The organism is Deltaproteobacteria bacterium (assembly GCA_016709225.1).
Taxonomy (GTDB): Bacteria; Myxococcota_A; Polyangia; order Nannocystales; family Nannocystaceae; genus Xiheibacterium; species Xiheibacterium phototrophicum.
The window spans coordinates 1,651,562-1,677,052 of the sequence record JADJEE010000012.1; the positions used below are offsets into that span (position 1 = coordinate 1,651,562).

The window sequence follows — 25,491 nt, forward strand, 5'->3', positions numbered from 1 at the left end:
CGAAGGCCGTCTGCGCGCCTACGGCAGCACGATGTTCGGCCGCTCGGGGTCGGGCTTCTTGCGCGGCCGGTACAGCACGATCACACGGCCGATGACCTGCGTCAGGTCGGCGCCGACGCGGGCCGCGAGCTCGCGCGCGCTGCTGCGGCGCTCGCCGGGGAAGTTCTGACCGACGCGGACCTTGATGAGCTCGTGTCGCTCGAGTGCGATGCCGATCGCTTCGCACACACCGTCGTCGATGCCGTCGGCACCGAGCTGCACCACCGGCTCGAGGTGATGCGCGAGCGAGCGCAGGTGGGCGCGGGCACGCGTCGAGATCTTGGGGGCGGCGGGCTTGGTCACGGCGTCGGGGATGGTACTCGCCCGGCGGGCGCGATGGGGCCCGGCCAGCGCAGCCACGTGAACCACTCGCGATTGCCGGTCTTGCCCGCGATCGGCGACTCGCAGTGGTCGAGCACCACGAGGCCGCTGGCCGCCGCCGCCGCCTCGGCCGCAGCCAGCGCGTCGCGGCGATCGTCGTCGTCGCGCACGATGCCGCCCTTGCCCACGCGCGCGGGGTCGAGCTCGAACTGGGGCTTCACGAGTGCGATCACGTCGGCGCCCGGGGCCAAGAACGCTGGCACCGAGGGCAGCACCTTGGCCAGCGCGATGAACGAGCAGTCGATCACGCATAGCTCCACCGGCTCACCGATGCGCGTGGGCTCGAGCGTGCGGATGTTGCTGCGATCGTGCACGACCACCCGCGCATCCGAGGCCAGCTTCCACGCCAGCTGGCCGTAGCCGACGTCGACGGCGTGCACGCGCAGCGCCCCGCGCTGCAACAGGCAGTCGGTGAAGCCCCCCGTCGAGGCGCCGATGTCCATCGCGACGCGCCCCTCGATGACCAACGGCGGAGATGATGCCGCGGCGCCGAAGTGCTCGAGCGCGCCCTGCAGCTTCACGCCACCGCGCGACACGTACGGGTGGTCGTGGCCACGCACGCGGACGTCGGCATCGAGCGCGACCAGGGCACCGGCCTTGTCGACGCGTTGGCCGTCGACCACCACCGCACCGGCGATGAGCAGCGCCTGTGCCCGCGTGCGCGACTCGACCAGGCCGCGATCGACGAGCAATCGATCGATGCGCTGGCGTCGCTCGGCCACCGCCGGCATGCTACCCCCCGAGGTCCCAGCCGGGGCTCGGCCTGCGCCCCGCTTCCACCGACGATGACCCACGTGCTGCAACTCCTGACCACCCCCGACGACCGCGTCGGCTTTGCGCTGCTCGCAATGCTGCTCGGGTACCTCGGGCTCGCGGTCGCGACGCGCGGCGCAGGACGGCCGACGCCCACGCCGGCCCAGGCCCCACCAGCCGGCGCCACACCCCCGCCAGGGGCCTTGCACGGCTGACCGGGTTCGGCTACTGTCCGCGTCCCTTCCATGGGGCTGTAGCTCAGCTGGGAGAGCGGTGCGTTCGCAATGCACAGGTCAGGGGTTCGATCCCCCTCAGCTCCACTTCCAAGGCCTGCGTCGGAGTTCTTCGGCGTGGCCTGGCGCCTCGGCGCCTGACCGCGGCTGATCTCGCGCCATGTACAAGCTGTTCAAGCGCAGCCATGTACCCGGGATCTTCGAGGTCCAGATGTCGGGCGCATGCGATACCGGCATCGCGCGCGATCACAACGAAGACGCCATCGCGATCCAGGAGGACGACGGTCGCGGCTACCACCTCGCGATCGTGTGCGATGGCATGGGTGGCCACAGTGCCGGTGAGATCGCCAGCGCGATCGCGGTGCAGGTGATCGGCGAGTACCTCGGCGAGCACTTCGGTCAGGCCACACCCGACGAGCTGCTGCGCCACGCGTTCACGCTCGCCAACGAGCGCATCGACGACCACGCGCTGGCCAACCCCAACGCCCAGGGCATGGGCTGCACCTGCGTGGCGGTGCTCGGAATCCGCGATCACTTCTGGGTCGCCCACGCCGGCGACTCGCGGGCCTATCGCGTGCGCGAAGGCAACGTCGAGCAGCTCACCGTCGATCACACGATGGTCCAGGAGCTCGTCAGCCAGGGTCTGCTCAAGCCCGAGCAGGCCGCGGTGCACCCCTACCGCGGTCGCATCAGCCGCTGCCTCGGACACGGCCAGCAGAAGTGCGACGCCGACATCACCGAGCACACGCTCGAGCACGGCGACAACCTGCTGCTGTGCAGTGACGGCCTGAGCGACGTGGTCGGCAACCCCGAGATCGCGGCGCTGGTCGGTCAACGAGACGTCCGCGACGCCTCGCGGCGCCTGATCGAGGCCGCGAACAAGGCTGGCGGTCCCGACAACATCTCGGCGATCGTCATGCGACGGGTGGTCTGACGCGATGGACACCGCCCGACACGCCCGCCCGCTCACGGATCCCACGGCCGAGCGTGCCGGTGATCGGGTCAGCGTCGAGGCGACGTCGGAGCCCTGCACCGAGCCCAACGAGCGCTACGTCGGCGAGCTGCGCTTCGATCACGTCCGACGCCTGCGCGCCGACGAGCACGCGCGCGTGCTGGCGCGCCTCACCGCCGGGCCTCGGGTGCTCGCGCGGCACGTCGCCAGCGGCGTGGCCATCACCGCCGGCGCCGCGATTGCGCTGCCGAGCTTTGCCCCCGCGCACGCACTCGCGTTCGGCGGCGGGGCCGGGGTCGCGCTCGCGACGATCGCCGGACTCGGCCTCGCCCACGCCGCAGTCACCGGCGGCACCGGTCTGCGATCGGCGTGGACGCGGGTGGCGGCCGCAACGTTGCTCGGGCTCGCCGTGACCGGCACCCTGCTCGCCCCAACGGAGTTGCTGCCAGACACCGGCGTGGTCACGGGCGCGTGGTCGCAGGCGATCGCGGTCCTGCGGGCGATGTGGGTCGCGATCGTGTTGGTCGGCACCGGCGTGCTGGCGATCGCGATCGGCCAGGCCGTACGCCTGTGGCAGCGGCGCGCGCGGCTGCACGCCGATCTCGCCCACGGTGAGGTCGACGTGTTCCTCCGCGCCGACGCAGCCGGCGCGACGCGATCCGCCGCTTCGCGCCTCGATGTGCTCCGCCATGCGGGCATCGTGCTCGCGCGCGACGGCGAGGCCGCATCGTCGTGGTCGTTCGTCGAGGTCGCCGAGGTCGCACCCGCGCGCCCCCATGCCTTCCGCACGCCGCTGCCCGGCGGTCTGGTCCGCGTGGGCGGGCGGGCGCCCGCGTGGATGCAGCGGCGCAGCCTCTCCCCGGGCGAGCACCTCGAGATCGGCGCGCACATCCGTCGCCTACGTCGCGCGGCCATGCCGGCGCTCGCGGCAGTCATCGCTGCGACCGCGGTGCTCGGCATCCGTGTCGCGCTCGAGCCCGACTGGCACAACCTCGTCGACGGCGTCGCGCTCGGTTGGTATCTGCTCGCCGGCCTCGCGGTGGTCGGTCTGCGACGCCGCCTCGGCGCGGCGCGGCGACTCGCATCGGACCTCTCGCTGCGGTGGGTCGTGACGATCGCCGACCCCAAGGCGGGTCCCGCCGGTGCGCCGCGCCTCGAGGTGCTGCCGGTCTCGATGCTGATGTGGACCGAGCACCAGCTCCCCGCCGGCTGGCGCCTGCACCGAACGTAGCGCCGCTGGTCGCTGCCGCGCGTGCATCGGCCTGGCGCGTGCGTCGACTCGCACCGACCCCGTGGGAACCCGCCCATGCGCCCGCACGCGCGGCGGAGCGCTCGACAGCGCCGCCAACGACGTGCTCTGCTGATTCCATGGCGTGGCTGCAACGTTCCAACGTCGGGTCGTACGTGTTGCTGTCGTCCCTCGCGATCGCGGTCGCGTGCGGCGACTCGGGCCGCGATGGTGGCGCGAGCGGCTCGGCGAGCATCGGCAGCAGCGTGTCGCTGAGCGGTGGCACCGGTATCACGGGCATCACCGTCGGCGACGGTAGCGGCGGCGCCGAGGCCGACAGCGGCGACAAGATCGATGTCGGCACCGCGTTCGATCTCGGCAGCGGCAACGGCGGTGATTGCCCCGGCGGCGGCGGCATGATGGGTGGCGACGTCGAGTTCAGCTACATCTGGATCGCCAACTCGCCGGCCGGAACGGTCTCGAAGATCGATACGATGACCGGCGTCGAGGTGGCCCGCTACGCCACCGGGCCGACCACCCAGGCCGAGCCGTCGCGCACGTCGGTGAACCTCTACGGCGACGTCGCGGTCAGCAACCGCGGCTCGCAGGCCGGAGGTCACGGCGGCGTGACGAAGATCGCCGCGCGCGTCGACGACTGCATCGACCTCGACGGCAACGGCACCATCGAGACCAGCAACGGCCCTGCCAACGTGCTGCCGTGGGGCCAGGACGAGTGCGTGCTGTGGAACGTCGAGATCCCCTCCGATGTCTACCAGCACGGCCCGCGCCCGACCGCGTGGGAGGGCGTCGTCGACGGCGTCGGCTGTGCCGCGCCCAATCCGCGCCTGTGGATGGGCTGGTTCGACTACGCCACCAACACCGGCAAGTTCCGTCGGCTCGATGGCGCCACCGGTGCGACGCTCGACGAGGTCGATGTGCCGCAGTGGAACGCCGGGCTCGACTACGGCCCCTATGGCGGCGCGGTGAACAAGGACGGCGATCTGTTCGCGGTCGGCTGGCAGCTCGGGCCGCTGGTGCGCATCGATGGTGACACCCTGCAGGTCGATCGCTGGGCCTTCCCCGCGCCGCCGCAGGATCAGTCGTGGAGCTACGGCATGTCGCTCGATCAGTACGGCAACCCGTGGATCGCCAGCGCCGGTGCGGCCGCGGGCTTCGACGTCGCCTCGCAGCAGTGGACCTTCGTGCACACCGGCAACCAATCGATGCGCGGCGTCATGGTCGATCAAGAAGATCGCGCCTGGTATGCCGTCGACGCCAGCGGTGCCTTCGGCTGCGGCCTCGGAGTCGTCGACGTCGTCACCAAGCAGCTGCTCGCGCCCGCGATCACGCTGCCCGGCTGCGTGGTCCCGGTCGGCGTCAGCATCGACGTCGAGGGCTACGTCTGGGTGGTCGACCAGGGCGCCAACGCAGCCTTCAAGGTCGACCCCGACACGTGTCAGATCCAGCTCACCGTCAGCGGCCTCACCGCGCCGTACACCTACTCGGACATGACCGGCGCGGGGCTGAACCTGGTGATCAACCCACCGGCGGGGTGACGACTCGCGACCGGCGCGTCGCCTGCTACGTCCAGTTCTCGACGACGAGCCCGGGCACGCGTGAGAAGTGGCGGACGTTGTTGGACACGAGTACGCAGCGCAGGCTGACCGCATGCGCCGCGATGAGAACGTCGAACTCGCCGATCGGCGTACCGCGCTCTGCGAGGATGTTGCCGAGACGCCCGTACTCGATCGCCGCCGCGTGGTCGAACAGCACGACCTCGACCGCGTCGACGAACGTATCGATCAGCGCGTGAAGGCGCTTCGAAGCTTTCCGCTTCGCACCGAATCGAAGCTCTGCCACCGTGATCGCGCTGACGCACACTTCCGAGGGGCGGTGACTGCGAAGCTGCGCACCGACGTCACCGTGCCCGCGAAGCGCGTAGCTCACGCTGTCGGTGTCGAGCAGGAACTTCCTCATGGTCGCTCGAGCGCGGTCGGCTTCGAGCCCACCACAGCTGTGGCGGGGCGCGGGATGTCTTCGCTCCACGCGCCCAAGCACTCGAGGAACGCCGCCGGCCACTCGTCGGCGGGTTCGAGAATCACCTGATTCCCCACGCGCCGGACGATCACCTCTTCCTGGTCGTCATCGAAGCGGCAGGACTTCGGGAGCCTCACCGCCTGACTACCCCCGTTCTGGAAGATCTTCGCCCGCTCGCTCATCGGAACAAGTATATACGCGCGTCTATACTTGTCCAACTCGCGGCTCGAGGAGCGTCGAGGGACCTGCTGCGCCGTGTCCGTGTCAGCGGTGGTTTGCGACCGTCGGTGGCACCACGTCGCCGCTGGCCTGCAGCTCGATCGCCTCGGGGTGCGTGCGATAGAAGGACCGCATCGCCGCGGCGAGCCGCGCCTTGCAAGCATCGTCGACCGGCACGCGCTTGCCGGGCGGCAGCTCGGCGACGATCGCCTCGACGAGCGGGCGCTGGGCCGCGGGCACCTTGGCGGCCCAGCTCGCGAGCAGCTCGCGATCGACGTGCGAGGGCAGCGAGCCGAGGATGCCGACGTCGTTCTGGTCGTGGATCAGCAGGCCCGAGGTGGTGCCGCGATCGAGCGTGAGGACCTGGAAGAGGTAGAGCGTGTGGTAGGCGAGCTGCTGCGCGCGCTCGTCGTCGCTGGCGGGGCCGCGGCCCCGCAGCGCATCGGCGACGAGGCTCGCGTAGGTGTCGATCGCGGTGTCGATCACGCGCTCGGCGAGCGCGGCGTCGGCATCGTGGTCCTGCGTGGCGTAGGCCTCGAGGTAGAAGTGCGCGACGCCGCGGTGACGGCCGAGCGCGGGGATGAAGAAGTAGCGCGCGCCCTGTCCCGCGGCGGCCTCGTAGTGGGCGGGCGCGGCCTCCCGCAGCGCCGCGACGAAGCGGGCGGTGTCCTGCTCGCGTGGGATCGAGGGGTTGAGATCGGCCATCACGCGCCAGTAGCCGTGGCCATCTCGCATCTGCGTCCAGCTGACGTGCACGTGCATCGACGGCGCCTGCGGATGCGCGGGGTGGATGATGGCGGAGAGTGCGGTCGCCGAGGCGAGGCGCTTGTCGGGCTCGTCGTCGTAGTGGACCTGCGAGATGTTGACCGACGCACGGTCGAACACCGCGGTGTCACCGGTGCCCCAGCGCTCGCCGCCACCGTGGTGACCGCCGTCGCGCAGCCACTGCACCGGCGCGAACGACTGCGGGTCGCCGGCCTCACGCGCGACCTGCTCCATCGCGCCGACCAGCCGGCGCTGCAGCGTCTGCACCAACGTGAGGGCCGACGCCGCGGTGGGGGACTGGGCGGGGATCATCGACACGGGCCGCATCGTAGCGTGGCCGGTGTCACCGCGGCGGCACCGTCGTCGGTGTCAGGCCCTGCGCCGTCGCAGCGCCGCCGCGACGACCAGCACCAGCCACGACCACCGCGTCGATCGCCGCGGGCCCACCACGCAGCCGCCGCTCGCATCGCCGTCCTGCCCTGCGGTGTCGGCGACGTCGGTGTCGCCGACCGCACCATCGTCGGTGCCCACGGGATCGGGGTCGACGGGATCGACCTCGTCGACCATGTCGTCGCAGTCGTCGTCGATGCCGTTGTCGATCTCCATGGCGCCGGGGTGCACGGCGGGATCGTCGGGCTTGCAATCGCCACGCTCCGGCGTGTAGCCCTCGGCGTCGTTGCACGCATACTCGGGCGTCGCGAAGTCGCTGGCGTAGCCGTCACCGTCGGTGTCGAGGTAGTAGATGCCGGGCTCGAGGCCCTCGTCGCCCTCGCCGTCGCAATCGTCGTCGATCGCGTTGCAGCGCTCCGCGGCGTCGGGGTGGATCAGCGCGTCGGCGTCGTCGCAGTCGCCGCCCTGTAGGATCATGCCGGTGATCGGCTCGCAGGACAGCTCGCCGCCGCCGGCGTCGCCGAACCCGTCGCCGTCTTGGTCGGGGTAGTAGTAGCTGCCGGTGCAGCCGTGCGCGATGCTGGCGCCCTTGGTCGCGTGGTGATCGTCGGCGGAGTCGCCGTTGGTGTTGCCCGTGATCGACCAGACCGTGAAGTCGGTGACGCCGATCTCGGCCGGCGCCGTCCACTCGAACTGGAACTGCGCGCGCCCCTGCGGGTCGAGATCGCGGGGCTCGGCGTGCAGCACCGCGGTGAAGACCCCATCCATCGCGTAGCGCGTCACGCCGGGCTCGAGCAGGCCGAACGCACCGCGCTCGCTCGTGAGGAACACGCCCGTGCGCAGGGCCTGGGCCCACACCGCCTCGAGTGCGATCGTGACGACGACGGTCTCGCCGACCGCAGGTGCAGAGTTGTCGAACGCGACCTCGATCTGCGGGCCGTTGCTGCTCTCGTAGTGGCAGTTCGCGCAGGCCTGAGGCTCACCGGTCGGTCGCGCCGCCGCCGTCGAGCCCACCATCGCGAACAGCGGCGCCAGGGACAGGACGGTGAGGCGGCGCAGGGCGAGCGATGGCATCGCACGGCATTCTTGGTGACCGCACCGCGAATGTCCATCGGTTCATCGTGTTCGATGCGACACATTCGCGACCACGCGAGTGTGGCGGTCGGTTCTTCGCCGTCGATTCGAGAATCTCTTCGTCGTACTTCGAGAATCTCGATGTTGGTGGCGCGATCCCGTGAACGCGCCACCAACGGAGCGGCAGGCGCTACACGGCGCGGGGCATCTGCCGCGGCGCCGGATCGTAGCCGAGGTTCGGCGCCAACCAGCGCTCGACCTCGGCGACCGGCATGTGCTTGCGGGCGGCGTAGTCCTCGATCTGATCGGCGGCGAGGCGACCGAGCGTGAAGTAGCGCGCCTGTGGATGCGCGAGGTAGATCCCGCTCACGCTTGCCGCTGGTGCCATCGCGAAGCTCTCCGTCAGCGTGATGCCGACCGCGGGCGCCTGCAGCAGCTCGAAGAGCCGCGCCTTCTCGCTGTGGTCGGGGCACGCGGGGTAGCCGAACGCCGGGCGGATGCCGCGGTAGCGCTCCTCGATGAGCTCGTCCTTCGACAGCGGCGCGGGCTCGTAGCCCCACTCGCGGCGCACGCGCTCGTGCAGGTGCTCGGCGAAGGCCTCGGCGAGGCGATCGGCGAGCGCCTTGACGATGATCGCCCGATAGTCGTCATGCTCGATCTCGAAGCGCTTTGCGAGCTCGTCGGCACCGATGCCCGCGGTGACCGCGAACGCGCCGATGTGATCGTGCAGGCCGCTGCTGCGCGGGGCGACGAAGTCGGCCAGGCAGTGATAGGCCTCGTCGGCAGCGCGGTGCTGCTGCTGCCGCAGCATCGGGAACCGCGTGCGCTCGCGTGCCCGCGTGGCGTCGTCGAACACCACGATGTCGTCGCCCTCGGAGCACGCCGGCCACAAGCCGTAGACCCCCCGTGCGCGCAGGCTGCGATCGCCGACGATGGTCGCGAGCAGCTCCTTGCCGTGCTCGAACAGCTCGCGCGCGGCCGCGCCGTACTTGGGATGCTCGAGGATGGCGGGGTAGCGGCCACGCAGCTCCCACGCGGTGAAGAAGAAGGTCCAGTCGATGTACGGCACCAGCTCGCCGAGCTCGACCTCGATCTCGCGGCGACCGACGAAGCTCGGGCGCGCGACGTCCTCGGGGCGCCACGACAGCGAGGGCGCGCCGCGGCGGGCCTGGGCCAGCGGGACCATCGGTCGCGCATGCTTGCTGGCATGCAGCTCCCGCAGCGACTCCTGCTCGACGCGGTTGCTGCGATCGAGCTCGGCGCGGCGCTGCGGGTCGAGCAGGCGACCGACCACGTCCGTCACGCGCGAGGCGTCCTGTACGTGCACACACGCGTTGGGATACGCCGGGGCGATCTTCACCGCGGTGTGCTGCCGGCTGGTGGTCGCGCCACCGATGAGCAGCGGCACCTCGAAGCCCAGGCGCTTCATCTCGCCGGCGACGTGGACCATCTCGTCGAGCGACGGCGTGATGAGCCCCGAGAGCCCGATGATGTCGCAACCCTTGGCCTTGGCGGTCTCGAGGATGGTCTGCGCCGGCACCATCACGCCGAGATCGATCACGTCGTAGTTGTTGCAGCCGAGCACCACGCCGACGATGTTCTTGCCGATGTCATGGACGTCGCCCTTGACGGTGGCGAGCAGCACGCGACCGCGGTGCGACGCGGCGCCCTCGGCCTTCTGCGCGGCCATGTACGGCTCGAGGTAGGCGACCGCGCGCTTCATGGCGCGGGCAGACTTGACCACCTGCGGCAGAAACATCTTGCCCGGCGCCGAACAGGTCGCCGACGACCTTCATGCCGTCCATCAGCGGGCCCTCGATGACATCGAGCGGTCGCGGCAGGCCCTGACGGGCCTCCTCGGTGTCGGCCTCGATGAAGTCGACCACGCCGTGCACGAGCGCGTGCACCAGGCGGTCGCGCACCGGCAGCGAGCGCCAGCCCAGATCGACGACCTTCTTCGAGCCCTGGCCCTTGATGTTCTCGGCGAACGAGACCAGCCGCTCGGTCGCATCGGGGCGACGGTTCAAGATCACGTCCTCGACGTGCTCGAGCAGGTCGCGCGGGATGTCCTCGTAGACCACCAGCTGCCCGGCGTTGACGATGCCCATGTCGAGCCCGGCCGGGATCGCGTGGTAGAGGAACGCCGAGTGCATCGCTTCGCGCACGCGGTCGTTGCCGCGGAACGCGAACGAGAGGTTGCTGATGCCACCCGAGGTGCGCACGCCGGGGCACGCAGCCTTGACCGCGCGCACGCCCTCGATGAAGGCGACGCCGTAGTCGTTGTGCTCCTCGAGGCCGGTCGCGACCGCGAGCACGTTGACGTCGAAGATGATGTCGCCCGGGTCGAAGCCGGCCTCGGTGGTCAGCAGACGATAGGCGCGCTGGCAGATTTCCAGCTTGCGCGCCGCAGTGTCGGCCTGGCCTTGCTCGTCGAAGGCCATCACGACCACCGCCGCGCCGAAGCGCCGCACGGCGCGGGCCTTGGCCAGGAAGTCGGCCTCGCCTTCCTTGAGCGAGATCGAGTTCACGATCGCCTTGCCCTGCACGCACTGCAGGCCGGCCTCGATGACCGACCACTTCGAGCTGTCGATCATGATCGGCACACGGGCGATCTCGGGCTCGCTGGCGATGAGCTTCAGGAACGTCGCCATCGCCGCCTCGGAGTCGAGCATGCCCTCGTCCATGTTGACGTCGATGATGTTGGCGCCGCCGCGCACCTGATCGACCGCGACCTCGAGCGCGGTGCCGAAGTCACCGGCCTTGATGAGGTTGGCGAAGCGCTTGCTGCCGGTGACGTTGGTGCGCTCGCCGATCATCACGAAGCTGGCCTGCGCGTCGCTGCGACCCGCGGCGAGCACCAGTGGCTCGAGCCCCGAGAAGCGCGCGACCTCGGGGTCGGCGGCCGGCACCGCGCGCGGCTGCACGTCGGCGACCGCGGCCGCGATTGCACGGATGTGATCGGGGGTCGTGCCGCAACAGCCACCCACGACGTTGACGAGCCCGGCGCGCGCGAACTCGCCGAGCGCAGCGGCGGTCGCTGGCGGGGTCTCGTCGTACTCGCCGAACGCGTTGGGCAGGCCGGCGTTGGGGTAGCAGGTCACGAACGCGGGTGCGATGCGAGCCAGCTCGGCCACGTACGGCCGCATCTCGAGCGCACCCAAGGCACAGTTCACACCCACCGACAACGGCCTGGCATGGGCGACCGAGATCCAGAACGCCTCGACGGTCTGGCCCGACAGCGTGCGACCGCTGCGATCGGTGATGGTGACCGAGAGCATGATCGGCAGCTCGCGCCCGGTGGCCTCGAAGGCGTCGCCGAGCGCCATGATCGCGGCCTTGAGGTTGAGCGTGTCGAACACCGTCTCGGCGAGGATCAGATCGGCGCCGCCGTCGATGAGCCCGCGGGCCTGCTCGGCGTAGGCGCGCCGCACCTCTTCGAAGCTCACGGCGCGGTAGGCCGGATCCTCGACCTTGGGCGACAGCGACAGCGTGCGGTTGGTGGGCCCGATCGCGCCAGCGACGTAGCGCGGGCGCTCGGGGGTGCTCCATGCATCGGCGGCCTCGCGGGCGATGCGTGCGGCCGCGACGTTCATCTCGTAGGCGTGGGCCTCGAGCCCGTAGTCCGACTGCGCGATCGCAGTCGCACCGAAGGTGTTGGTCTCGATGATGTCGGAGCCGGCCTCGAGATAGGCCTCATGGCAGGCGCGGACGACATCCGGGCGCGTGAGCACGAGGATGTCGTGGTTGCCCTTGAGATCGCCTTCGTGATCCGTGAACCGATCGCCGCGGTAGTCGGCCTCGGTGAGCCGATGCTGCTGCAGCAGCGTGCCCATGCCGCCATCGAGCAGCATGATGCGTCGCGAGAGGATCGAGCGGATGTCGGGGCGGGTGCTGGCGTTCACGTGGGCTCCGGGGCGCGCGGGCGGCTGGCGCGACGGGGGGCGCACAGGACTTCGTCCTGCGATCGCCCCGTGGCACCTTGGCGGCGGGTGGGTGGTGAGGGTTGTGTGCGCGGGCCGGCCGGTCGGCTCGCGAAGGCGCACACGACGTCGAAGTAGGGCTTCTTGCGCTCGCGCGCCGCGACCTCGCAGCGATCGACCGTGAAGCCGGCGTCCTCGAGCAGCGCCTGCAGGCGCGCGGGTGCGAAGCCGCGGTGCAGGTGCTCGTAGGCATCGGCGATCTCGTGGTGGTGGTGCTCGTCGAGCGTGACGAGCACCAGCCGACCGCCCGGCCGCAGCAAGCGGAACCACTCCGCCACGCAGCGCGCCGGATCGTCGGCGTAGGTCAGCACCGAGAACGACAACACGTGATCGACGCTGCGATCGGGCAGCGCGACCTCGTGCATGTCGCCGCACAGGAACTCGACATTGGCCAGATGGTCGAGACGGGCGCGGGCCGCGTCGATCACCTTGGCGCTGCGATCGAGGCACACGTAGCGGTTCGCCCGGGGTGCCAGCAGTTGAGCTATCACGCCGTCGCCGGACCCCACATCGAGCACGTCGCCGAGGTCGATGAGCCCCACGAACGCACGCGCCGTGGCCTCCCACGTGCGGCCCGGCGAGTAGTGGTGTTCCATCTGACCGGCCACCGCATCGGGCCAGTGACTGGCGCTGATCCGCGCCTGCAACACCTCGTCGCAGCGCTCGGCATCGTCGGCGAGCACGGCGTCGTCGAGTTCCTGCACCACCGCCTGCCACGCGATGCGGGCCGCAGCTGGCATCCGTGCCTCGTCGACGCGATAGAAGGTCGAGGTGCCGACCTTTCGATCACGCAGGAAGCCGGCGTCCTTGAGCTTGCCGAGGTGGGTCGACACGCGCGACTGCGGCACCGCGGTGATGCGCGTGAGCTCGGCGACCGACAGCTCCTGCGCGCCGAGCAGCACGAGCAACCGCATGCGCGTCGCATCCGCGAGCAGCCCGAGCAGGGTCGTGGTGTCGGCGAGGTCGGTCACCTGGGTGGTCCATCCTTATATCAGGATTGTCGGATATTACGGCCGAGGGCCTGTACGTGCAAGCCAGGCGTGCTCTACTGGGACGGTGAGCGTTTGCGGCCGGCCCGCCCCCGAAGGGGGCCGCCAGGGTGACCCGATGACGATCGACCCTGCAGCGTCCGGGCGTGGGACTCGGCTCCGACGTCGCGGCGTCGCGGCGTTGCCGTGGCTGCTCGCGTTGTTGATGCTGTGCGTGGCGCAAGTCGCCGCGGCGGCGGTGCGCGTCGACACGCCGGTCGGTTGGCGCCGCGTCGACGACGGCGCCGCACGCCGACGCGTCGACGCTTGGGTCGAGGGGCGCAGCGACGTGCGCGTGCTCGAGGTGCTCACCACCGAAGGGCGCGACGACTTCGCCGAGGTCATGGCGCTGCTCGAGCTCGACGGTGTCCTCGATCGCACGCAGACCAGCGAGCTCGAGCTCGCCCGCGCGACCGAGGGCTTGCTGCCGTGGACGACCACGGCACGCGTGCGCACCGATGACCTCGAGGGCCTGCCACGCATGCAGGCGCACTGGGACGCCGACGCGATCGCCTACGACATCGCGCTGGTACCGAGCGGTGAGCACCGCACGCTGCTCGTGCAGGCGACGCTCGCGAGCGAGACCACGCTGTACCAAGCGCCGTGGGCGACCGCGATCGCGAGCATGCGCGGCGCGACCGAGCCGGTGGCCGCCTTCGACCGCACGAGCTGGCGGCGGCGCTCCGCGATCGCGTGGGGCGTCGGCGGCACACTGGTGCTGGCGCTGCTGCTGTGGCTGCGCCCGTTCGGCGCAGGTGCGATCGTGGTCGGTCGCGCGGTCGCGGTGGTGTTCCTCGCGATCGCGGTCATCGTCGGGGTCGCGGTGCACGATCGTCTGGGCGACTCGACCACCGCGCTGCGCATCGCGGGTCTGTCGCGCGACACGTTATCGGCGGAGCTCGCGGCCCACGGCATCTTCGCGGCGGTCGCCGCGTGGCTCGTCGGTCAGCTGTGGGGCCGCGGCGAGGGTGTGATCGCCAGCGCGCCGGGACTCGGCGCCTTCGCCGATCGGACCGGTCACGGCGGCGCACCGCTGCCGCAGATCCCGATCGTGCCGCGCCCGAGCACGCGCGCGCACGAGGACGGCCCGAGTCGGCTCGAATCCGTGACGGTGCCGCCGGGGCACGCGAACGTGACGGCGATCGAGGCCGAGCGCCAACACGTGGTCTAATCGCGGCATGCCGCTGCGCTTCGACGACATCGACGCCATGCTGACCGCGCTGCCGAACGTCACCGTCGGCGTCAAGTGGAACCAGCGCACGTGGATGGTGAACGGCCACGGTTTCGCGTGGGAGCGTCCGTTCAGCAAGGCCGATCTGCGGCGCTTCGGCGACCAGACGCCGCCGGCCGGCGAGGTGCTCGCGGTGCGCGTCGAGGACCTCGATGCCAAGGACGCACTGCTGGCGATGGGGCTGCCGGGGTTCTTCACGATCGAGCACTTCAACGGATACGCCGCGGTGTTGATCGCCCTGAAGGCGGCACGCGTGAAGGACGTGCGCACCGCGTTGCTCGAGGCGCATCGCTTCATGGCCGCGAGGCCGACGGCGAAGCCGAAGCCCGCCGCGAAGGCCAAGCCCGCGACGAAGGCCAAGCCGGCGGCGAAGGCCAAGCCGGCGGCGAAGGCCAAGCCCGCCGCGAAGGCCAAGCCCACGACGAAGGCCAAGCGTGCGTAGAGGTCGGTGGCACCGCGCATGCGCGTGAGCCCGCTCGCGCGCGTCGCTGCGAACCCCTCGACCACTCGGGCATCATGGGCGTGATGCCCACCGACGACGACGACTACCAACGCGGCCGTGACAGCTTTGATCGGCTCGTGCGTGGCGACGCGATGATCGGCCTGGTGGCCGACGTGCCCGCGATGGAGCGCGAGATGATGGACGCGCTGTGGGCCGCCGCGGCGCGCGGCTCGATCCCCGCGTTCCGCACGCTCGGGGAGTGCTACCTCGCGGCGCTGCGCCCGATCGGCGCGTTCGAAGGGATCGACCCGAGCGACGCCGACGGGCGGCCGTGGCCGCGCGACGTCACCGCGATCGACGATGAACGGCCATCGCTGCAGGCCGCGCTCCGGGCCTACGCCGCGGCCGGCCGGGCCGATCGCGAGGCGCTGCGGCAGTTCGCGAAGCTCAGCCGCAGCTCGAGCCCCGACAACCAACGCCGCGCGCTCGCGATGCTCAGCGATCTCCCGCAGCCCAGTGGCGCGGAGCTCTACCTGCGCGGGCTCGTGCAGAACTGGCTCGGCGAGCTCGAGTCGAGCCATGCGACCCACGTCGAGGCCGCCGCGGCCGGCAACGCCGACGCGATGTTCGAGCTCTACGTGCTGTACACCCAGGGTCTCGGCGTCGAGGCCGATGTCACCGCCGCGCAGCAGTGGCTCGAGCGCGCCGCCGCGGCCGATCATCCGCGCGCGCTGTACAACCTGGGCGCCGCGATCGCGAGCCGCAGCGAAGGCCCCGCGGACATGGCCAAGGCCGCCTCGTACTACGAGCGCGCCGCGCAGCGCGGCAACGCCCGCGCCGCCGCGACCCTCGGCGTGATGATCCTGCAGCAGGAGATCGAGGGCACCACCGACGACGCGATCCGCTGGCTCGATACCGCCGACGAAGGCGGCTACCCGAGCTGGGAGATGCTCGAGGCGGCCGACCTGGACGACCCACGCGAGGGCTGACACGAGCTCACTCGCGCCACCGCAGCACCGCGCCGCCGTCGTCGCAGTGGCCGATCGCGAGCAACGCGTCGCTCCCGCTCACGCACGCCCCGCGCGGACCAGCCGCCCCGGCCGGGCGGCCGTCAGCTGCCCGTCCTGCACGACCACCTCGCCGGCGACGATCGTCGCGCGGTAGCCGACCGCGTGCTGCATCAAGCGCCGCCCGCCGGCTGGCAGGTCGTGCACGAGCGTCGGTCGCGTGAGCGCGAGTCGGTCGAGATCGATCACGTTCAAGTCGGCGCGCTGCCCCACTGCGATGGCGCCGCGATCCGAGAAGCCGACGTAGCGCGCGGTGTCGAAGGCCTGCATCTGCACCAAGCGCTCGAGCGGCAGCCGCCCGCGTGCACGATCGCGGCCCCAGTGCATGAGTAGATAGGTGGGGAAGCTGGCGTCGCAGATGGTGCCGACGTGCGCGCCGCCATCGGAGAGCCCCGGCAGTGCCAACGGATGCGTGAGCATCTCGTGGACCACCTCGAGATCGACGCCGGTGAAGTTGTAGAGCGGGAAGTACAGCAGTGCGCGGCCGTCGTCCTCGAGCAATGCATCGTAGATCACCTCGAGCGCGGTGCGTCCGGTCGCCGCGGCCTCGGCCGCGAGGCACGTCCGTGGATCGGGCTCGTACTCGGGCGTCTCGCCGAGCCGGTACATTCGCCGCGAGATCATGTCGATGCGCGCGAGCAGGTGATCGGCGAGCGGCGGGATCGAGCTGCCGTCGCCCGCGACCCGATCGGTGGTCTCGCCCAGCAGGCGCGCGCGGAACTCGGGGTCGCGCATGCGAGCCACCCGCTCCGATCGCGGCAGCGCGCAGATGGCCTTGTACGAGGGATAGCCGATGAAGGGATGGAAGGTGGCCTCGAGCCCGAGCAACACACCGATCGGCCGCGGCGCCACCTGCAGTCGAATGGTCACACCACGCGCCGCGGCCTGCTCGGCGCGCGCGATGATCCACCGCCATTGCTCGGGCGACTGATCGCGCTGCATCAGCGAGACCGACAGCGGGTGCCCATCGGCGGCCGCGGCCATCGCCTCGATGGCGTCGAACTCGGCGTGGAAGTTGGTGTCACCGACCAGGCAATCGAAGTCGGACACCGCCTGCAGCACGCCGTGGCCGAGGCCCTCGAACGCGCGGGCGATGCCACACAGCTCGCGCGCGTCGGCCTCGGAGGCCGGCGTCGCCTGGCCGCGGGCGGTGCGATGGTTGTCGGAGCGGCCGGTCGAGAAGCCCACCGCGCCGGCCTCGAGCGCGCGTCGCGTCAGCTTACGCATCTGCTCGATGTCGTCGTCGGTGGCGACCGCGTCGGCCAGCGCGCGCTCACCCATCACGAACATGCGCAGCGCGTCGTGGGGCACCTGCACCGCGAAGTCGATCGCATGCGGGAACCCATCGATGCGATCCATGTACGACTCGAAGCTCGACCAGCCCCACGTCAGCCCCTCGGCCAGCGCCGAGCCCGGGATGTCCTCGACGCCTTCCATCAGCTCGATGAGTCGACCGTGATCCTCGTCGCGCACCGGCGCGAAGCCGACCCCGCAGCTGCCCATGACCACGGTGGTCACGCCGTGCAGGACCGACGGCGCCAGCGTGGCGTCCCACGAGACCTGGCCGTCGTAGTGCGTGTGGATGTCGGTGAAGCCCGGCGTGACGATCGCGCCCGCGGCATCGATCTCGCGGCGCGCCGCACCCTCGCACGCGCCCACCGCCACGATGCGCCCGCCGACCACGCCGACATCGCCCGCGTAGCTGGGCCCTCCGGTACCGTCGATGATCGTGCCACCGCGGATCAGTAGATCGTAGGTCATCGTCGCCTCCAGCTTCCGGTGTACCGCAGCCCCGCGGCCGCTCGCCACCGCCAACGTGGGCGAGGGTGTGCACCGAAGCGCCGCTTGGTGCACAACACGATTCGAGGCAGGCTCACGGACGACGAAGCGTCACTTCGCGCGCCGGCGTTCTCGCGCCTCGAACGTCGAGGTCACCAGTGGCGCGAACGAGTCCGTGGACAGCCAGCGCATGTGCGCCGACGATCACGAAATCAACGCGGGCCGCCGACAAGGCGGTCAGGAAGTCCCGCACGTCGTCGATCGCCATCGAGTTCCTTGGGAGCGAGCGCAAAGACGCGTCGGCTCAATCGCCGCAGTGCCTGCAAGCGCTCGGTGGCCGTCGTCGGACCGGACGTCCCGTCATCGGGGTCGAGCGCGTGATCGAGGATCCCGCCACGACGTCGATGAGTTCCGTCCCCTCGCCCTTGCGCCGGCACGCATCGATGGTAGCAGACGCGCCACAGCGGTGGCCAGAACGGCATCGTGCAGGGCGGCGCCCGGCACGACCTGCGCCGGACCGCCCCATCACCCCCAGCGTTGCTGCGCCCGTCGCAGCGCTCGCACGTCGGAGAAGCCCAGCACGGCCGCGATCTGCTCGAGCGCGACGCCGTCGCGCTGCAGCACCACGAGGCGCTCGCGACGGACCTCGTCGACGACGCGGCGGAAGCTGGTGCCGTCGGCTGCGAGATGACGCTGCAGGCTGCGGCTGCTGTGGCCGAGCCGTCGCGCGATCGATCGCAGCCCCGCAGCATCGAGCCGCGGCAGCGCACGCAACGTGCGTTGCAGCTCGAACGTCAGCGGTGGTGTCGGCGTGTCGGCGAGGCCGCGGGCATGCTCGTCGATGACCCGACCGAGCGCGGGGTCGGCCTCGCGCAGCGGCACGTCGAGGCGCAACGCATCGAAGGCGAAGCCGCAGGTGCTGGCGCCGAACTCGAGCGCGTCGCAGCCGAGCACGCGGCGATGCTCCGCGAGCACTCCGCCGGGACTCGCGTGGCTGAACCACACCTGGGAGATCGGTAGCGGTTCGATCACCGACGCGTGCGTCCACGCGACCAGGAGCGCGATGAAGAACTCGTTGGCGTGGCGCCCGAGGTCGCCCACGCGACCGGGCACGAGCATCTCGCAGCGTGCGAGCCCACCGACCTGGGACCACTGCAGCTGCGCGACGCGGTTGAACAGCGCCATCGTGCGGCACAGTCGATCGAGGCCCTCGCGAAGGGTCGCGGAGGCGCGCACGCCGAACTCGAACAGGCCATAGGCACCGCGGGGCACCGACGCGACCAGGTGCAGGCCGAGGTCGTCGTCCCCGAGCGCGGCGGCGGCCAGCGCGTAGAAGCGCTCGAGCGCGTCGATCGGCGCCACGATCGTAGTGCCGTCGGGCAGCGGCCACGGCAGGCCCGCGGCCTCGCACGACACCTGCGGATCGCAGCCGGCCGCGCGCAGGCGATCGACCAGCAGCGGCGGCAGCGGGGTGCGCATCGGCTCGCTCACGGGCGCCCAACGATACCGCCCCACGTCGGGCTTCCGACGGCACGCCGCCCGCCCCCACGCCCTGGCGCGTTCGGTGCCGCATTCTGGCGCCGGCTGCCACCGAACCGGGCCCCTTGGTGTGGCACTCCACCCGTGCTGGCCATGACGATCGTCCGACGCACCCCACTGCTCCCATGCCTGGCCCTGCTCGCGACGGCGTGCGCCGACGCCGAGCCCGAGCTCGCCGGCTCGATCTGCGCCGATGCCAACGACGCCGTCGAGGCCTGCCTCGGCGTGCCCCCCGAGCAGCCGCTGACCGCTTGCGGTGACGACGAGCAGGAGGTCGCCAAGGACGTGCTCGATCAGCTGCGTGCGGCCGGCTGCGAGGCGGTGCCCGAAGGCAAGGAAGACTCGCTCTTCTGCAGCGCACTGGTGTGGGACCCGTTCGGTTGGTGCCGCGCGCCGGCGCCCGTGCTCGGGCCGGTGCCGAGCGGCTCACCGACCAAGTTCCCCATCATCCTCGCGCACGGCTTCAACACCAGCACCACCAACTTCTGGCGCTTCAACGACGTCGACGTCGCGCTGCAAGAGGACGGTCACGTCGCGATCCTCGGCAGCGTGCCGCCGTTCGACACGCCGCAGGTACGCGCGGAGTTCCTCGCCGAGCAGGTCGACGCGCTGCTGGCCGAGACCGGCGCGGCCAAGGTCAACCTGGTGTGCTTCTCGATGGGCGGCATCGATTGCCGCTTCCTCGTCAGCCCCGCCGGCCTCGACTTCGGCGAGAAGGTCGCCTCGGTGACGACCATCTCGAGCCCGCACCGCGGCACCTTCGTCGCCGACGTCGCGACCAAGGTGCTGCCCGGCACCGACCACTCGGCGGCCATCGACGCGCTCGCGACCATGCTCGGCCGCACCTTCAGCGAGGTCGCCGACGACAGCCACATCGTCGCCGCGCTGCAGTCGATGTCCGAGGCCACGATGGTCGACTTCAACCGCGAGATCGTCGACGCGCCGGGCGTCTTCTACCAGTCGTGGGCGGGCGTCAGCAGCGTCGGCGGGCTCTCGCACCCCGACAAGCAGGCCGAGGCCCGCGCGTGCACCGACGCCGACGGCACCGTGCAGATGCTGCGCAACCCCGGCACCAACGATCGCATGGACGCGCTGCTCGTCGGCGCCGCGGCCATCGTCGCCCACGGCACCGAGCTACGCCCCAACGACGGCGTCAGCACGGTCGAGAGCAGCAAGTGGGGCCGCTTCCGCGGCTGCTACCCCGGCGATCACCTCGACGCGGTGGGCCAGATCGACGACGTGCCACCGATCGCCAACACCGGCTTCGACTACCTGAGGTTCTTTCGGAACCTCGCGTTCGACCTCGCCGCGCGCGGCTTCTGATCGCGCGCGCGCGGATGCTCGGCAACGCGAGCAGCGACGGGCGAATCCGACCTTCGCACCACGCAAGGATGACCCGGGCCCGCTGCCGCGTCGTCGCCCGCGATGCTCTCGCTCGCACGCGCTGCCCTGCGGCTCGAAGTGGGCCGCTTGGGTGCCGGACTCGATCCCAAGCATTGCTCGGCTCCGAGCCCGCCGCATGAGAAAATCACAGGCCCCCACGTGGGCACGCCGACGATGCAGGCCTACGCCAGCGTTCGTGGACCCGACGGCTCGACCCACGAGCTCGTCCATGGCGATCTCATCGGTCGCCTGGTGACCTCGGCGATGCCGCTCGACGACGCGCGCATCAGCGAGGCCCACGCGATGGTGAGCCTGCGCGAAGGCGAGCTGCGCTTGATCGCGCTGCGCGGCGCGATGGCGGTCGACGGCCGCCGGGTCGGTGAGGTCGCGATGACGCCGGGGCTCGAGATCACGCTCGCGCGCGGCGTCGGGCTCGAGGTGCTCGACGTGCACCTTCCCAGCCACGTGTTGGGGATCGAAGGGCCCGGCATCCCACGGCAGCTGCTGCCGCCCGTGGCCTCCGTGCTCACGCAGCCGCTGCGACTGGTCGCCGGCCATGTCGACGCCGCCGCGGCGTGGCTGTGGCACACCGGCTCGAGCTGGCGTGTGCGCCGAGCCGACGGCAGCCTGCACACACTCGAGGCCGGCATCGAGCTGGAGCTCGATGGTGCGCGGCTACAACTACTCGCGCTGCCGCTGCAGCAGGCCGGTCTGCCGCGCACCCGCGCCGCCGCCGGCTCGCTCGCGCCGCTGCGAGTGGTCGCGAGCTTCGACACCGTGCAGATCCACCGCGAGGACGGCGCGCCGGTCGTGCTCGGCGGTACGCAGGCCCGCGTGGTCTCCGAGCTGGTCGCGCTCGGCGGGCCGGCGGCGTGGCGCATCGTCGCCGATCTCATCTGGCCCGACGAAGACGACGCCGACGTGCTGCGTTCGCGCTTCGACGTGACGATCTCGCGGCTGCGCCGGAAGCTGAAGGAGTCACGCATCCGCACCGATCTGGTCCACACCGACGGCAGCGGCCAGATTGAGCTGCTGCTCTACCCGGGCGATCATGTCGACGACCGTACGTGACTCGACGCTGAGCCTCGAGCCGCAGGCGGCGTTGAGCGGCGGCTCGCTGGGCCTGACGGCGCCCGCAACGGCACCCGCCGAGGCGTGGCCCGGCGATGACGACCCGGCGCGACGCTATCGCGACGCCGGCGTGCTCGCACGCGGCGGCATGGGCGAGGTCCGCATTCGCTTCGATCACCGGCTCGAGCGCAGGGTCGCGGTCAAGATCCCCATCCTCGATCACCCCGCGGCGCGGCAGCTGTTCGTCGCTGAGGCGCGGCTCACGGCGAAGCTCACCCACCCTGGCATCGTCGCCGTGCACGACGCCGGCTACCTGCCCGATGGTCGGCCCTACTACACGATGCCGATCCTCGAGGGGCGCACGCTCGCCGAGGCCGTTGCCAACGCACCGGTGGCGCAGCGGCTGCGACTCGTGCGGCACGTGCTCGACGCCTGCGAGGCGGTCGCCTACGCCCACCGCGAGGGCATCGTGCACCGCGATCTCAAGCCCGCGAACATCCTCGTCGGACGCTTCGGTGAGACCGTCGTGCTCGACTGGGGACTCGCGGGCCCGATCGGACGCACCGCACCGGGCCGCGTCGGCACGCCCCGCTACATGCCGCCCGAGCAGGAGCGCTGCGCCGCGCTCGATGCCCGCACCGACGTGTTCGCGCTCGGCGTCACCCTGCGCGAGGTCGTGACCGGGTCGACCGATGCCGCGATCACCACCGGGCTGACCGCGGAGCTGGGCGCGATCATCGAGCGTGCGACCGCGGCCGATCCGGACGCGCGCTACCCCGATGGTCGCGCACTCGCCGACGACCTCATCGCATGGTTCGAGGGTCGTCGCGTCGCAGCCCACGACTACGGGCTGCTCGAGCTGCTCGCGCGGGCTTGGACCGCCCACCGCGTACCGGTGCTCGCAGCGGTGCTGACACTGGCCGGCGTCGCGACCGCGACCGCGATCGGCTACCGGCGCACCGCCGACGAGCGTGCACGTGCGCAACGGTCCGAGGCCGAAGCGATCGCCGCGTACCGTCATGCGGCCGACAACCTCGCGCAGGTCGAGATCGCCCAGGCCCTGGTCGCGATGGAGCATCACGCGTGGTCCGACGCCGAGCTGTACGCAGCCGCGGCGCTGGTCCACGCGCCCTCGCCCCATGCGCGCGGCGTGCTCGCGCGCTTCGACGAGGCCGCGCGGCCGCAGCTGTCGCAGCGCGTGGAGCTGCCTGCGTGTCGGCACGCGGTGCTCTCGCCCGACGGCCACACCGTGGCGTGCTCACGCGGCACTGACATCGCGGTCGGCAACGTCGACGCCGGCTGGCGCCAGCTCGGCGAGCTGACCTCGAACGGCACCGCGGTCGCGGTCTCCGATGGCGATCCGACGGTGCTCGTGCGCGAGCTCGATGGCCGCATCACCGCCTTCGAGCTGTTCGGCACCCGCGCGCCGGTCGAGTTCGCCGACGTCACGGGCAATCCGCAGCGCTTTCGGCTGCGCGGTCGCGGGGCCTCGTGGATCAGCGGGGTCGGGGAATTCTGGGCCGACCTCGACCGCGGACGCGACACGCTCGAGACCACGCGGCTGTGCCTCGCTCACGGCGTGCCGAGCGTGACCGCGCGCTTCGACGACGAGCGCGTGGTCGTGTGCCAAAACGGCACCATGCTCCGCGCGCGCGCGTCAGATACCGTCGCGGCCACGGTGGTGGAGATCGCGGGCGACGCGGGTGCGCCGCTGTCGATGGCGATCGACGGCGAGCTGGCCGCGATTGGCACCACGCGGGCCCACATCCTGCTCGTCGACATGACCACGCAGCGCATCGTCCACGAGCTCGTCGGCGATCACGGCACGCCCTCCGACCTCGCGCTCGCCGACGGACGCCTCGCGGTCGCACACGCCGGCGATCGTGTCGACATCTGGGACGCGACCACCGGCGCGCTCGTCACCGGCCTCGCAAGCGACGCGCTGAGCGTGCGCTGGGTGGACGGCGGCACCACGCTGCGCACCGTGGGCGCGGCGCTCGAGGACTTCACGGTGTCGGCGACGCCGTGGCGCCCTCACCTGCAACACCACGAGTCGGGGATCGCCGCGGTGACGATCTCGTCGCGCGACGAGATCGTCTCGGCGCACGGTGATGGTCGCGTGCGCGTCACACCTCGCACGCAGGTCGAAGCTGCCATGACCCTGCCGCTGCACTGGAGCGTGACGAAGGACATCGAGGCCTCGCCCGACGGTCGCCGCGTCGCCGCCGTGTCGGCGCAGAGTGACGAGCTCCGCATCATCGATCTCGATGATCCGCTCACCGTCGAGTCACTGCCGGCGCGAGCCAGTGCGCGGGTCGTGTGGCTGGTGGGCGACCACCTCGTCTGCGCCCCCTACACCGGCGGCCTGCTGCAGTGGCGGCACGGTGCCGCGTTCGAGGACGCCAGCGACACCGCGGCGCCGCGAATGTTCGACCTCGAGTCCGACGCCGATCGCACCGCGGCGACGGCGGTCGACGGCCGCGGCGACATCTATCGCCTGCGCGCCGACGATGGCGTGCTCGTGCCCGTGGCGCACCTCGACGGGGCCAGCTCGGTGGCCGGTGGCGGCGACACGGTGGTCGCGGCGGGCGAGCGTCGGCTGGAGGTCTTCGTCGACGGCGTCTCACAGGGCGTCGCGGCCCTCGAGGTGCAGGAGGCCGACGTCGCCCTCGCACCCGATGCGCGACGCGTCGCGGTCGCGCACACGGATGGCTCGGTCTCGATCTGGGACGTCGCCACGCTGACCCCGCTGGCGCGGCTGGTCGGCCACACCGGACACCTGCCGTCGGTGGCGTTCTCGAGCGACGGTGCTTGGCTGTTCTCCGGCGGTTGGGACGGCGATGTTCGACAGTGGTCGCTGCGATCGCTCGAGCGTCCAGCGCCCGAGTTGCTGCGCACGATCGAACGCGCGTGGGGTCGCAGCATCGATGATGTGCTGCGCGAGCGATCGGGTCTGCGCATCGCACCTGCGGGCCTGTAAGAGATCGGAAAGGACCCGGTTCACGCGGGCCGCACTACGCTGGGATCAAGACGAGATGCACTCGTCTGCGTGCCGCCACGACGCGGCAGCCACCCTGCTTCGAGGATCCATGTCCATGCGCTCCGTGCTCCCTGCCCTCGCGACCTTCCTGACCGCCAGCACCGCCCTCGCGGCCGCCGACGTCCGCGTGACGATTCCCGCCCCGGCCGCGACCCACGTCTACGACCCGATCGCGTACGGGATCCAGGTCGCCAACATCGGCAACAAGACCGCCAGTGCGGTCGCGGTCGACATCACGCTCCCGCGCACCCACACCAGCCCCGGCGTGTACGTGATGGGTCAGGTGTCCGCGGTCGATCCACGCTGCAGCCAGTCCGGTACGCACCTGCTGTGCAACCTCGGCAACCTCGCGCGCAACACCAGCACGACCATCGCGTTCCAGATCGCACTGCCCGAGGCCGACGAGGTGCTGTCGATCTCGGCGTCCGGCAGCACCAGCTCGAACGAGAACAGCCACACCAACAACACCGCGAGCAACACCCCGAGCCTGCTCCACTACGACATCCCGCTCGGCGGCGGCGAGCTGATGACCGCCGAGCACTGCACCGGCACCAGCCTCACCTCGTACTACGAGTGCACGCTGTTCCCGTCGTCGATCTCGTCGTTCGACTTCGAGCTGGTGGTCGGCGGCACCGTCGAGATCGACGGCGAGCCGGACTTCGGGGGCACGTGGTCGCAGACCCCCGCGGGCGCACAGCAGAGCGACCCCGAGTACCTCGCGCTCGAGTTCACGTACGCCGGCGACGTGGTGGCCGAGTTCGAGGGCTGGGGCAGCAACGACGCGCCCGAGTGCTTCGAGGGCATGACGACCTTCCCGGGCAGCAGCTACGTCTCGCCCTACCGCGTGTGCCTGTGAGTCG

General features: G+C 71.2%; 21 protein-coding genes, 1 tRNA gene and 1 pseudogene. 12 read left to right on the forward strand and 11 right to left on the reverse strand.

Annotation, left to right across the window (positions count from 1 at the left end; genetic code table 11):
- Positions 1-18: 18 nt before the first annotated feature.
- Positions 19-318 carry a ribosome assembly RNA-binding protein YhbY gene (gene yhbY, locus IPH07_31790; GenBank protein ID MBK6922022.1) on the reverse strand — a complete coding sequence of 100 codons (300 nt, stop codon included), beginning with the start codon at positions 316-318 and terminating at the stop codon, positions 19-21.
- Positions 319-338: 20 nt separating this feature from the next.
- On the reverse strand, positions 339-1,151 hold the full coding sequence (locus IPH07_31795; GenBank protein MBK6922023.1) for a TlyA family RNA methyltransferase: 813 nt from the start codon (positions 1,149-1,151) through the stop codon (positions 339-341).
- A 54-nt stretch (positions 1,152-1,205) separates the two neighbouring features.
- Between IPH07_31795 and IPH07_31800 the strand changes: the two genes are divergently transcribed.
- The 5 genes from IPH07_31800 (at position 1,206) to IPH07_31820 (ending at position 5,142) form a co-directional block, all read left to right on the forward strand.
- Positions 1,206-1,388, forward strand: a complete 183-nt coding sequence (locus tag IPH07_31800) for a hypothetical protein (protein MBK6922024.1) — start codon at positions 1,206-1,208, stop codon at positions 1,386-1,388.
- 32 nt (positions 1,389-1,420) lie between these two features.
- Positions 1,421-1,493: transfer RNA gene (locus IPH07_31805), tRNA-Ala, on the forward strand.
- A gap of 73 nt (positions 1,494-1,566) precedes the next feature.
- Complete coding sequence (locus IPH07_31810) at positions 1,567-2,340, forward strand: Stp1/IreP family PP2C-type Ser/Thr phosphatase (protein ID MBK6922025.1); 774 nt, start codon at positions 1,567-1,569, stop codon at positions 2,338-2,340.
- A 4-nt stretch (positions 2,341-2,344) separates the two neighbouring features.
- On the forward strand, positions 2,345-3,589 hold the full coding sequence (locus tag IPH07_31815) for a hypothetical protein (protein MBK6922026.1): 1,245 nt from the start codon (positions 2,345-2,347) through the stop codon (positions 3,587-3,589).
- Positions 3,590-3,726: 137 nt separating this feature from the next.
- Positions 3,727-5,142, forward strand: a complete 1,416-nt coding sequence (locus IPH07_31820; GenBank protein MBK6922027.1) for a hypothetical protein — start codon at positions 3,727-3,729, stop codon at positions 5,140-5,142.
- A 25-nt stretch (positions 5,143-5,167) separates the two neighbouring features.
- On the opposite strand, the gene IPH07_31825 is transcribed toward IPH07_31820, so the two are convergent.
- The 6 genes and pseudogenes from IPH07_31825 to IPH07_31850 form a co-directional block, all read right to left on the reverse strand.
- Positions 5,168-5,563, reverse strand: a complete 396-nt coding sequence (locus tag IPH07_31825) for a PIN domain-containing protein (protein ID MBK6922028.1) — start codon at positions 5,561-5,563, stop codon at positions 5,168-5,170.
- Positions 5,560-5,805, reverse strand: a complete 246-nt coding sequence (locus IPH07_31830) for an AbrB/MazE/SpoVT family DNA-binding domain-containing protein (protein ID MBK6922029.1) — start codon at positions 5,803-5,805, stop codon at positions 5,560-5,562. The genes IPH07_31825 and IPH07_31830 overlap by 4 nt, the downstream gene beginning before the upstream one ends.
- Positions 5,806-5,887: 82 nt before the next feature.
- On the reverse strand, positions 5,888-6,925 hold the full coding sequence (locus IPH07_31835; GenBank protein MBK6922030.1) for a coproporphyrinogen III oxidase: 1,038 nt from the start codon (positions 6,923-6,925) through the stop codon (positions 5,888-5,890).
- A gap of 51 nt (positions 6,926-6,976) precedes the next feature.
- A complete protein-coding gene (locus IPH07_31840) occupies positions 6,977-8,071 on the reverse strand; it encodes a putative metal-binding motif-containing protein (GenBank protein MBK6922031.1) in 1,095 nt (364 codons plus the stop codon).
- 190 nt (positions 8,072-8,261) lie between these two features.
- Positions 8,262-11,922, reverse strand: a pseudogene (gene metH, locus IPH07_31845) (methionine synthase).
- Positions 11,923-11,969: 47 nt separating this feature from the next.
- Entirely contained in the window at positions 11,970-13,022 is a 1,053-nt protein-coding gene (locus IPH07_31850) for a metalloregulator ArsR/SmtB family transcription factor (protein MBK6922032.1), read from the reverse strand.
- A 136-nt stretch (positions 13,023-13,158) separates the two neighbouring features.
- Here IPH07_31850 and IPH07_31855 point away from each other — a divergent pair, with 136 nt between their 5' ends.
- From IPH07_31855 to IPH07_31865, 3 genes are all read left to right on the forward strand, one after another.
- Positions 13,159-14,250: a hypothetical protein gene (locus IPH07_31855; GenBank protein ID MBK6922033.1), complete on the forward strand. Its 1,092-nt coding sequence runs from the start codon at positions 13,159-13,161 to the stop codon at positions 14,248-14,250.
- 7 nt (positions 14,251-14,257) lie between these two features.
- Entirely contained in the window at positions 14,258-14,752 is a 495-nt protein-coding gene (locus IPH07_31860) for a hypothetical protein (GenBank protein ID MBK6922034.1), read from the forward strand.
- Positions 14,753-14,826: 74 nt separating this feature from the next.
- Complete coding sequence (locus IPH07_31865) at positions 14,827-15,741, forward strand: sel1 repeat family protein (protein MBK6922035.1); 915 nt, start codon at positions 14,827-14,829, stop codon at positions 15,739-15,741.
- A 78-nt stretch (positions 15,742-15,819) separates the two neighbouring features.
- On the opposite strand, the gene IPH07_31870 is transcribed toward IPH07_31865, so the two are convergent.
- The 3 genes from IPH07_31870 to IPH07_31880 all read right to left on the reverse strand — a co-directional run bounded on the left by IPH07_31870 (position 15,820) and on the right by IPH07_31880 (position 19,089).
- A complete protein-coding gene (locus tag IPH07_31870) occupies positions 15,820-17,580 on the reverse strand; it encodes an amidohydrolase family protein (GenBank protein MBK6922036.1) in 1,761 nt (586 codons plus the stop codon).
- A gap of 112 nt (positions 17,581-17,692) precedes the next feature.
- Positions 17,693-17,866, reverse strand: coding sequence for a hypothetical protein (locus tag IPH07_31875; GenBank protein MBK6922037.1), 174 nt, complete (start codon positions 17,864-17,866; stop codon positions 17,693-17,695).
- A 257-nt stretch (positions 17,867-18,123) separates the two neighbouring features.
- Complete coding sequence (locus IPH07_31880) at positions 18,124-19,089, reverse strand: AraC family transcriptional regulator ligand-binding domain-containing protein (GenBank protein MBK6922038.1); 966 nt, start codon at positions 19,087-19,089, stop codon at positions 18,124-18,126.
- Positions 19,090-19,230: 141 nt separating this feature from the next.
- Between IPH07_31880 and IPH07_31885 the strand changes: the two genes are divergently transcribed.
- The 4 genes from IPH07_31885 to IPH07_31900 all read left to right on the forward strand — a co-directional run bounded on the left by IPH07_31885 (position 19,231) and on the right by IPH07_31900 (position 25,487).
- A complete protein-coding gene (locus IPH07_31885) occupies positions 19,231-20,460 on the forward strand; it encodes a hypothetical protein (GenBank protein MBK6922039.1) in 1,230 nt (409 codons plus the stop codon).
- A gap of 219 nt (positions 20,461-20,679) precedes the next feature.
- Positions 20,680-21,591 carry a helix-turn-helix domain-containing protein gene (locus tag IPH07_31890; GenBank protein MBK6922040.1) on the forward strand — a complete coding sequence of 304 codons (912 nt, stop codon included), beginning with the start codon at positions 20,680-20,682 and terminating at the stop codon, positions 21,589-21,591.
- On the forward strand, positions 21,572-24,571 hold the full coding sequence (locus IPH07_31895; protein MBK6922041.1) for a protein kinase: 3,000 nt from the start codon (positions 21,572-21,574) through the stop codon (positions 24,569-24,571). Before IPH07_31890 ends, IPH07_31895 begins: the two co-directional genes overlap by 20 nt.
- Before the next feature lie 115 nt (positions 24,572-24,686).
- The gene (locus IPH07_31900) at positions 24,687-25,487 is read left to right on the forward strand and encodes a hypothetical protein (protein ID MBK6922042.1); all 801 of its coding nucleotides are present in this window, start codon (positions 24,687-24,689) and stop codon (positions 25,485-25,487) included.
- The last annotated feature ends 4 nt before the right edge of the window (positions 25,488-25,491 follow it).